General features: G+C 66.5%; 11 protein-coding genes. All 11 read left to right on the forward strand.

What is annotated here, in order from left to right:
- A partial coding sequence (locus Q7T84_RS17120) for a cbb3-type cytochrome c oxidase subunit I (RefSeq protein WP_304811238.1) occupies positions 1–456 on the forward strand: 456 nt, incomplete at its 5' end.
- 79 nt (positions 457–535) lie between these two features.
- The gene (cyoE, locus tag Q7T84_RS17125) at positions 536–1,504 is read left to right on the forward strand and encodes a heme o synthase (protein WP_304811240.1); all 969 of its coding nucleotides are present in this window, start codon (positions 536–538) and stop codon (positions 1,502–1,504) included.
- Positions 1,505–1,657, forward strand: a complete 153-nt coding sequence (locus Q7T84_RS17130) for a hypothetical protein (protein WP_304811242.1) — start codon at positions 1,505–1,507, stop codon at positions 1,655–1,657.
- Between the two features lie 43 nt (positions 1,658–1,700).
- The gene (locus Q7T84_RS17135; protein ID WP_370653682.1) at positions 1,701–2,276 is read left to right on the forward strand and encodes a cytochrome c oxidase assembly protein; all 576 of its coding nucleotides are present in this window, start codon (positions 1,701–1,703) and stop codon (positions 2,274–2,276) included.
- Between the two features lie 75 nt (positions 2,277–2,351).
- On the forward strand, positions 2,352–3,227 hold the full coding sequence (locus tag Q7T84_RS17140) for a cytochrome c oxidase subunit 3 (protein ID WP_304811247.1): 876 nt from the start codon (positions 2,352–2,354) through the stop codon (positions 3,225–3,227).
- Between the two features lie 10 nt (positions 3,228–3,237).
- Positions 3,238–3,594 (forward strand): DUF983 domain-containing protein, encoded by a 357-nt coding sequence (locus Q7T84_RS17145; protein WP_304811249.1) that lies wholly within the window; start codon positions 3,238–3,240, stop codon positions 3,592–3,594.
- Positions 3,587–4,312 (forward strand): SURF1 family protein, encoded by a 726-nt coding sequence (locus tag Q7T84_RS17150; RefSeq protein ID WP_304811251.1) that lies wholly within the window; start codon positions 3,587–3,589, stop codon positions 4,310–4,312. Before Q7T84_RS17145 ends, Q7T84_RS17150 begins: the two co-directional genes overlap by 8 nt.
- Positions 4,312–5,706, forward strand: coding sequence for a threonine synthase (thrC, locus tag Q7T84_RS17155; protein ID WP_304811253.1), 1,395 nt, complete (start codon positions 4,312–4,314; stop codon positions 5,704–5,706). Before Q7T84_RS17150 ends, thrC begins: the two co-directional genes overlap by 1 nt.
- A 4-nt stretch (positions 5,707–5,710) precedes the next feature.
- Positions 5,711–6,970, forward strand: a complete 1,260-nt coding sequence (locus Q7T84_RS17160; protein WP_304811259.1) for a pitrilysin family protein — start codon at positions 5,711–5,713, stop codon at positions 6,968–6,970.
- 47 nt (positions 6,971–7,017) lie between these two features.
- The gene (locus Q7T84_RS17165; protein ID WP_304811255.1) at positions 7,018–7,629 is read left to right on the forward strand and encodes a GNAT family N-acetyltransferase; all 612 of its coding nucleotides are present in this window, start codon (positions 7,018–7,020) and stop codon (positions 7,627–7,629) included.
- A gap of 61 nt (positions 7,630–7,690) precedes the next feature.
- A partial coding sequence (locus Q7T84_RS17170; protein WP_304811257.1) for a diguanylate cyclase occupies positions 7,691–8,345 on the forward strand: 655 nt, incomplete at its 3' end.

Here is an 8,345-nt window from a genome sequence, read left to right on the forward strand (position 1 = left end):
CACGACACCTATTACGTCGTGGCCCACTTCCACTACGTGCTCAGCCTCGGCGCCGTGTTCGCGATCTTCGCGGGCTTCTACTACTGGTTCGAGAAGATCTGGGGCGTGAAGTACCGCGAATGGCTCGGCCAGCTGCACTTCTGGGTCATGTTCGTCGGCGTGAACCTGATCTTCTTCCCGCAGCACTTCCTGGGTCTCCAGGGCATGCCGCGCCGCTATATCGACTATCCTGAGGCGTTCACCCTCTGGAACCAGGTGTCTTCGTGGGGTTACCTCGTGACCATGGTCGGCGTTGTCGTCTTCCTGATCGTTCTGATCGAAGCCGCCATCTCGCGCCGCAAGGCCGAAGCCAACCCGTGGGGCGAAGGCGCCACGACGCTGGAGTGGACCCTGTCCTCGCCGCCGCCGTTCCACCAGTTCAATGAACTGCCGGTGGTGAAGCCGGACCTGCACTAGGTCCAGCTCGCCAAAGACTTCAGGGGCGCGGGCTGGGACAATCCAGCGCGCGCCCTTTGGTCGTTTTGAGAGTAATGTAATGGCTATGTCGCCAGCCCTTCCTCGTACGAGCGCGCCCCCGCGGTGGCAGGACTATGTCCAGCTGTTGAAGCCGCGCGTGATGTCGCTGGTGATCTTCACCGCGATCACCGGAATGGTCTGCGCCGACTCCTCGGTGAACCCGATCCTGGGGGCGATCGCGATCTTCTGTATCGCCGTGGGCGCGGGCGCCTCGGCCTCGTTCAACATGTGGTTCGACGCCGACATCGACGCCAAGATGCGGCGCACGCGCGCCCGTCCGGTGCCGTCCGGCAAGGTCCAGGGCTCCGACGCGCTCGCCCTGGGCGGGGTGTTGTCGATGTTCTCGGTCATGCTGCTGGGCATGACCGCCAACTGGCTGGCCGCCGGCCTGCTGGCCTTCACGATCTTCTTCTACGCCGTCGTCTATACGATGTGGCTGAAGCGCTCGACGCCCCAGAACATCGTCATCGGCGGCTTGGCCGGCGCCTTGCCGCCGGTCATCGGCTGGGCCGCGGCCACCGGGACAGCGCCGATGAACGCCTGGTTGCTTTGCGCGATCATCTTCATGTGGACCCCGCCGCACTTCTGGGCGCTCTCGCTCTACACCAGCGAGGACTACGAGAAGGCTGGCGTGCCGATGATGCCGGTGACGGCGGGCGCGGCCTCCACCCGTAAGCAGATCCTGATCTACAGCCTGTTGTTCGTGCCGCTGTGCATCGTGCCGGTGTTCACGGGGCTGGGCGGGCTGACCTATCTGGCCGTGGCCGGTTTGGGCGGCCTGGTGTTCCTGGTCCTGGCCTGGCGGGTGTTCAAGAGCCGGGCTGGCGAAGCCGCCGGCGAGCGCAACGACGATGGCCTCTATGACGTGAAGGGCGGCTCCAAGGACGCTCGCAACCTGTTCGCGTTCTCGATTCTCTACCTGACCCTGCTGTTTGCGACCTTGCTGGCTGAGCACGCGCTCGGCCTGCCGGGCGTCGGAGTGCTGTAAGTGAGCGAGCCCAAGCCCGACCCAACCATCGAGGCGCGCGCGCGCCGGGGGCGCAACATCGCCCTGGCGCTCGGCCTCGTGCTGTTCGTCATCCTGGTGTTCGTGGTGACCGTCGTGCGTATGGGAGGTAATATTGCCTTCCGTCCGCTCTAAGCCCGAGTCTTCGCCGCAGGCGAAGCGCAACGCCAAGGTCGGCATGATCTGCGCGATGGGGTTCGTCGCCATGATCGGCGCGGCTTACGCCTCGGTGCCGCTTTACAAGGCTTTCTGCCAGATCACCGGCTTCGACGGCACGGTCCGCAAGGCCGAGGTCGCGCCCGACAAGGTGCTTGACCGCAAGCTGACCATTCGCTTCGACGCCAACGTCCGCGAACTGCCGTGGAAGTTCACCGCCGAGCAGGCGACGCAAGATATTCGAATCGGCGAAACCGGCCTGGCCTTCTTCAAGGTCACGAATAACGGTGATCGTCCGATAACTGGCCGCGCGATCTACAACGTCGTCCCGGAAGCAGCCGGCGCCTATTTCCAGAAGCTCGAGTGCTTCTGCTTCTCCGACCAGACCATCGCGGCCGGAGAAACCATTGAATTTCCCGTGGTTTACTTCGTCGATCCCAAGTTCGCCGAGGACTTTGAGACCAAGGGCAAGGGCGAGGTCACCCTCTCCTACACCTTCTTCCCGTCCGTCGAGGGCGCACGCGGCGAAAAGCACGCGGACAGCTCGGCGACAATCCAATCTTCCGGCCTTGGCGTAACGGCCAAGGCGGGGCTATAGCGTCACGCGAATTGTCTTTCGCCAACTCGAGAGAGGGGTTGGCGTCAGTATGAACTGATAGGGGTTAGGACCGAAATGGCCCACGGCGAAGTCAAACACGACTACCACTTGCTGCCTCCGAGCCCATGGCCGCTCGTGGGTTCCGCCTCCGCCGTCATCATGGCGCTGGGCGGCGTGGTCTGGATGAAGGGCCTGTTCGGCCTCCCGGAAGGCACCTGGTGGCTGTTCGCCGCCGGCTTCGCCGGTGTCATCTACACGTTCTGGGGCTGGTGGTCGGACGTGATCAAGGAATCGAAGGCTGGCGATCACACGCCGGTTGTTTCGATCGGCCTGCGCTACGGCATGATCATGTTCATCATGTCCGAAGTGATGTTCTTCGTGGCCTGGTTCTGGATCTTCTTCGAAATGGCGCTCTTCCATGAGCACCGGACCCTGTCGTCCATCGAAGAAGTCCGCACAGCCTGGGCCACCTGGCCGCCGCAGGGGATCGAGACCGTTCCGGCCTGGAACCTGCCGCTGCTGAACACCTTGATCCTGCTGCTCTCGGGCACCACGGTGACCTGGGCGCACCACGCGATCCAACAAGGTGACCGCAAGGGCACCAAGCTCGCCCTGATCCTGACGATCGCCCTTGGCGCGGTCTTCACGATGGTCCAGGTCTACGAGTACCACCACATCCTGACGCACAAGTACTTCTTCGGCGCCGAGGATCAGGCCAACTCGGGCCTGTACGGTTCCTCCTTCTTCATGGCGACCGGCTTCCACGGCTTCCACGTGCTGATCGGCACCATCTTCCTGGCGGTCTGCCTGATCCGTCTGCTGCGCGGCGGTTTCACCCCGCAAAAGCACTTCGGTTTCGAGGCGGCGGCCTGGTACTGGCACTTCGTCGATGTCGTCTGGCTCTTCTTGTTCGCCTTCATCTACGTGGTGTTCGGCGGAGCCGGTCACTAAGGCCCGAGACATGAGAAGCCCCAATCCGCTTTTGGCGGGCCTTCGCGGCCGCTGCCCGAACTGCGGAGAGGGGCGACTCTTCGAAGGCTTCCTCAAGGTCGCGCCCCGCTGCGGATCTTGTGGCTACGACCTGGCCAAGGCCGACTCTGGAGACGGCCCCGCGGTCTTCGTGATCCTGATCGCGGGCTTCTTCTGCGCCTTTCTGATGCTCTATACCGAGCTGACCTTCGCGCCCCCGATCTGGGTGCATATCGTCATCTTCCTGCCCCTGACCCTGGCCGTGTGCCTGGGTCTGCTCCGCCCGCTGAAGGGCGTGATGCTGGCGGCCCAGTTCTCGAACAACGCGTCTGAATCCCGTCATGACTGAACCTGCTCGCCGTTGCCCGGTGGGCCTGACGATCGCCGTGGCGATCTCGCTCTCCATCCTCATCGGTCTGGGCGTCTGGCAGCTGCAGCGGCTGGCCTGGAAGGAACACCTTCTGGAACGCGTCGCCGCCCTCCAGGCCGCGCCGGCTCAGTCCGCGGCCGTCGCCCTGGAGCGAATGGCGGCCGGCGCCGATCTCGATTTCGCCCGTGTCAGCATTGAATGCCCAGGCCTGGCCAGCGCCCCCTATGTCCAGCTCTATTCGGTCCGCGACGGTACGCCCGGCCAGCGGTTGATCTCGGCCTGCGAGATCGCTGAAGGACCCTATCGCTCGATCCTGGTCGACCGAGGCTTTGTCGCCGACAGCGTTTCGGCCCGGCCGAAAACCGACGCGGCCGATCGCACGCCGATCACGCTCGTCGGCGTGCTGCGTGTCCCGGAGAAGGGCAATTTCGTCAGCCCGCCGAACGACGTGGCCGGCAACAGCTGGTACGTCCGCGACGTGGCGGCCATGGCCAAGGCCCTGAAGGCCGACAAGCCCGCGCCGTTGGTGCTGATGGCCGAGACCCCCTCGAACCCCGACTGGAAGGCGCTCGATCCCGCGCCCCTGCCGGCTCAAATCACCAATCGCCACCTCGAATACGCCCTGACCTGGTTCGGTCTTGCTGCGGCCCTGGTCGGCGTCTATGTCGCCATGCTTTGGCGCAGACGGAAGACGTGATGCGGTATGTCTCCACCCGGGGGGAAGCGCCCCCAGTCGGCTTCATCGATGCGGTTCTGGCTGGGCTAGCCCCGGACGGCGGCCTCTATGTTCCGCAGGAATGGCCGACCTTCAGCCGTGAAGAGATCGCGGCCTTCGCCGGCCAGCCCTACCACCACGTCGCCACCGAGGTGCTGTCGCGCTTCGTCGGCGACGAGATCGCGCGCGAAACCCTGGCCGAGATGTGCGTCGAGGCCTACGCGACCTTCACGCACGCCGCCGTGGTTCCGGTCCGCCAGCTCTCGGCGGGCGGCTTCATGGCCGAACTGTTCCATGGCCCCAGCCTCGCCTTCAAGGATGTGGCGATGCAGCTCTTGGCGCGGTTGTCCGACCATGTGCTGGGTCAGCAGAACCGCACCCAGACCATCCTCTGCGCCACGTCCGGCGACACCGGCGGCGCGGCCGTCGAGGCCTTCCGAGGCCGGTCCAACACCAAGATCGTGGTGATGTTCCCCGACGGCCGGATTTCAGAGGTCCAGCGCCGCTTCATGACCACCGCGGCCGAGGACAATGTCCGCTGCGTGGCCGTGGCCGGCGACTTCGACGACTGCCAGGCGATCCTCAAGACTTCGCTGCAAGACGCCGCCTTGAAGCAGGCCGTGGGCCTGTCGGCCGTGAACTCGATCAACTTCGCCCGCATCGTCGCCCAGAGCGTCTACTACTTCACCAGCGCCGTGGCCCTGGGCGCGCCGCATCGCGAGATCGCCTTCGCTGTCCCGTCCGGCAACTTCGGCGACGGTTTCGCGGGCTTTGTCGCCAAGCGCATGGGCCTGCCCATCGCCAAGATCATCATCGCCACCAACTCCAACGACATCCTGGCCCGCGCCTTCGAGGACGGCCGCTACGTCCGTGGCGTCACCGCCCCGACCCAGTCGCCGGCCATGGACATTCAGTCGGCTTCGAACTTCGAGCGGCTGTATTTCGAGTGCGTTCGCCGCGACGGCGTCGAGACGGCCCGCGCCTTCGCCGCCTTCGCCGAGACCGGCGGCATGGACATCCCGCCCCAGGCGCTCGCCGCCATGCGCGAGACCTTCACCGGCGTCTCGATCAGCGAGGGCGAGACCGCCCGAACCATCGTCGCCACCTTGCGCGAGACCGGCGAACTGATCGATCCGCACACCGCCGTCGGCGTGGCCGGCATGCAGCGAGCTCGCGGCGTCACCGACGCGCCGATCGTGGTGCTGTCCACCGCCCATCCGGCGAAGTTCCCAGACACCGTCGCGGCGGCCACCGGCGAGACGCCGGTCATGCCGCGCACCGCTTCTCATCTGGCCGGCAAGGACGAGCGGTTCGACCGACTGCCCGCCGACGCCGACACCATCAAGGCCTACGTGATGGCCTTTGCCGAAGGCTGACCCTCTGCCCACCGTCCACACGCTGAAGAATGGTGTTCGCGTCGTTTGCGACCCCATTGATGGACTTGAAACCCTGGCCTTGTCGGTTGTCGCCGGCCGGGGCGCACGCTCCGAGGACGAGGCCCGCTCCGGCTGGTCGCACCTTTTGGAGCACATGGTCTTCAAGGGGGCGGGCGAGCGCTCGGCGCGCGATATCGTCGAGGTGATCGAGGCCGAAGGCGGCCAGATCAACGCGGCCACCGGCTATGAGCGCACCAGTTTCCAGATCCGCGCCCTCAAGGGCGGCCTCGACCTCGGCTGCTCGGTGCTGGCCGATCTGGTGCTGCGCCCGACCATGGACGCCGGCGATCTGGTCCGCGAGATCCAGGTGGTCGGCCAGGAGATCGCCGAAGCCGCCGACACCCCCGACGACCACGTCTTCGAAATGGCCCAGGAAGCCGCCTTTGGCGGTCAACCGCTAGGCCGGCCGATCCTGGGCACGGACGAGTCGATCGCTCGGGCGAGTACGCAGACCCTGTCGGACTGGCGCGCGGCGCTCTACGCGCCCGACAGCCTGGTGATCGCCGCCTCCGGCGCGGTGAACGAGGCCGAGCTGCTAGATTTGGCCGAACGCGACTTCGGCGGCGCGGTCGGGGAGGGCGCGGCGGTTCCGCCGTCGGCGGGCTTCACCGGCGGGACCCGCACGACCTCCAAGGCGCTGGAGCAGGCCAATCTGGTCTTCCTGTTGCCGGCCGTGGGCGTCCGTGACGAGGCCTATTTCGCCTTGCGCCTCTATGCCGAGATCCTCGGTGGCGGCATGGCCTCGCGGCTCTTCCAGGAAGCTCGTGAGAAGCGCGGCCTGGCCTATGCGGTCGACTCCTATTCCGAGACCTATGCCGACACCGGCGTGCTGGGGATCTTCGCCGGCTGCGCCGCCAAGGACGCCGCCGAACTGGCCCGGGTGGCCGCCGGCGAGGTCCAGGGCATGGCGACCCGCATCGAGCCCGCCGAGCTGGCCCGCGCCAAGGCCCAGCTCAAGGCCTCGATGTTCATGGCCCGCGAGCAGCCGCTTTCGCGTTCTGAACAGGCCGCGGCCCAGGTGCTGCTGTTCGGCGCCACCCTGCCGACCGCCGAACTCGCCCAGCAGATCGACGCCGTGACCGCCCAGGACATCATCGCGCTCGGCCAGCAGATCCTGGCTCCCCGCCGCGCCGCTGTCAGCGTGCTCGGCCCCAAGAGCGCGCTGAAAGCGGCCGACGCCTTCCAGAACGCGTTGTTCGTCTAGTCCTCTCCGGTCTTGACGCCGGCCCCCCAATCCCGCGAGGCTGCGCCATGGCCTTGTTGGATTGGATCGCCCCGGAGAGCGGGCTGCGGATCGAGGGCGACGGGGTTCGCCTGCGACCGCCGCGCGCCGCCGATTTCGCCGAATGGCGTGACCTGCGCACCCAGTCGCGGGATTTTCTGCAACCCTGGGAGCCGACCTGGCCGGCCGATGATCTGAGCCGTGCGGCTTTCCGCCGCAGACTGACCGCCTATGCGCGCGATCAGGAAGCTGGGACGGCGTTTCCGTTCTTTGTCTTCCGAAGCCGTGACGACGCCCTGACCGGCGGCATCACCCTTTCCAACGTCCGGCGCGGCGTCGCCCAGATGGGATCGGTCGGCTATTGGTGCGGTCAACCCTTTACCAGACAAGGCCAAACGCTCGCCGCGGTGCGCGCGCTTACGATGTTCGCCTTCCGGACCTTGGCGCTGCACCGGCTGGAGGCCGCCTGCCTCCCGCGGAACGACGCATCACGCCGATTGCTCAACCGCGCCGGGTTTCGAGAAGAGGGGCTCGCTGAGGCTTATCTGAAAATTAACGGCGTTTGGAGCGATCATGTCCTGTTCGGTCTCGTCTCGCCATTAACGGCGCCCGAGGCGTCGGACAACGGAGTGTCTGTTTAGCGTGCGCACGGCAAAATGCCGGACCGCGCGGCGGCGCGTTAGCCTATAACGTCTTGAGGCGATGCCGAACGATCGTTGGAGCTGGGACGCCACGACAACGCTAGAAGCGTTGGGCGCGGCTGACGTAGTTCTCTGGCTCTGGGAGCCCGAGAAGGATCGTCTGCGTTTGACCGGCGCGTCGCGAGCGCTTGGTCTGGGGCCGCTGGCTCCTGAATGTTCATCGGCGGCGCTTCGCGCCCTGGCCCTGCCGCCGGATCGGGCGCTGGCCGAAGATATTCTCCGCGTCCAGGAGCCTGGCTCACCGATCGCCGTGCGGGTGCGCATGCGCGGCGGCCAGGTCTGCATCTGGCGCGGTGTCTGGCTGGAGGAGGGCGGCCTGCGCGCCGCCGGCGTGATCGCCCCCGAGGTCAGGTTCGCCTCCGCCGATCTCGACAGCCTCACCGGCCTGCTTGACCGCAAGACCTTCATCGCCCGGGCGCGCGAGCGCCTGCAGAGCCCCGGCCAGCATGAGCTGGTGGTGGCCGACCTTGATCGCCTGCGCCGCCTGAACGAGGCGCTCGGTCATGAGCGCGCCGATCTGGTGCTGGCGGCGCTCGGTTCGCGTCTGGCCGCCGCCTTCCCGCCAAACGCCCTGCTGTCGCGGGTGGGCGAAGACGAGTTCGCCGTCCTGGCTCCGATCTCGCGGCCCTCCGCCGCCGAGACCCTCCGCCTGGCCC

The sequence above is a fragment of the Phenylobacterium sp. genome, assembly GCF_030654915.1.
Classification (GTDB): domain Bacteria; phylum Pseudomonadota; class Alphaproteobacteria; order Caulobacterales; family Caulobacteraceae; genus Phenylobacterium.

Coding starts and splice junctions, on each gene's coding strand:
- cyoE (WP_304811240.1), top strand. CDS start 536: ATGGCTATGTCGCCAGCCCTTCCTCGTACGAGCGCGCCCCCGCGGTGG.
- Q7T84_RS17135 (WP_370653682.1), top strand. CDS start 1,701: ATGATCTGCGCGATGGGGTTCGTCGCCATGATCGGCGCGGCTTACGCC.
- Q7T84_RS17140 (WP_304811247.1), top strand. CDS start 2,352: ATGGCCCACGGCGAAGTCAAACACGACTACCACTTGCTGCCTCCGAGC.
- Q7T84_RS17145 (WP_304811249.1), top strand. CDS start 3,238: ATGAGAAGCCCCAATCCGCTTTTGGCGGGCCTTCGCGGCCGCTGCCCG.
- Q7T84_RS17150 (WP_304811251.1), top strand. CDS start 3,587: ATGACTGAACCTGCTCGCCGTTGCCCGGTGGGCCTGACGATCGCCGTG.
- thrC (WP_304811253.1), top strand. CDS start 4,312: ATGCGGTATGTCTCCACCCGGGGGGAAGCGCCCCCAGTCGGCTTCATC.
- Q7T84_RS17165 (WP_304811255.1), top strand. CDS start 7,018: ATGGCCTTGTTGGATTGGATCGCCCCGGAGAGCGGGCTGCGGATCGAG.